1 pseudogene is annotated in these 392 nt (G+C 69.1%); it reads right to left on the bottom strand.

Going from position 1 to position 392, the window contains the following annotated elements:
* Positions 1-112: 112 nt before the first annotated feature.
* Positions 113-392: pseudogene (locus EN824_RS33610) on the bottom strand (FAD-dependent oxidoreductase); the annotation flags it as partial.

The following is a 392-nucleotide window of genomic DNA, read 5'->3' as shown; positions in this document are numbered from 1 at the left end:
GGCAGGCTGGCCGGCGACAGGCGCAGCGGCGGCAGTTCCACCAACGGCTTCGGCATGCGGCCGGCGCAGGCCGCCAGCAGCAGGCTCAGCAGCAGTGCCGTGGCAGGGGCGATCAGGCGCCGCACAGCTGCTCCAGCACGCGCATCCGGCGGCCACTGTCATCGGCCACGTACGGGTTGTTGGTGTCCCAGGCGTAACCGGCCAGGATGGAGCTGATCATGTCGCGCACTTCGGGCTGCTGCTGCGGGTGGTAGATGATCTTCTGGAAACCGCCTTCGTACCAGCTTTCGACGAAGCGGCGGAAGGTCTTCACGCCCGCCCGCAGCGGGACCGAGAACTCCGCTTCCCAGTCCACGGCTTCGCCGGCATAGCGGCGCGCCAGGCATGCGCTG

It is taken from the genome of Mesorhizobium sp. M8A.F.Ca.ET.181.01.1.1 (assembly GCF_004792025.1).
GTDB lineage: Bacteria > Pseudomonadota > Alphaproteobacteria > Rhizobiales > Rhizobiaceae > Mesorhizobium.
Note: the sequence above shows the minus strand (reverse complement) of the source record. Positions and strands in the feature narration are given on the sequence as shown.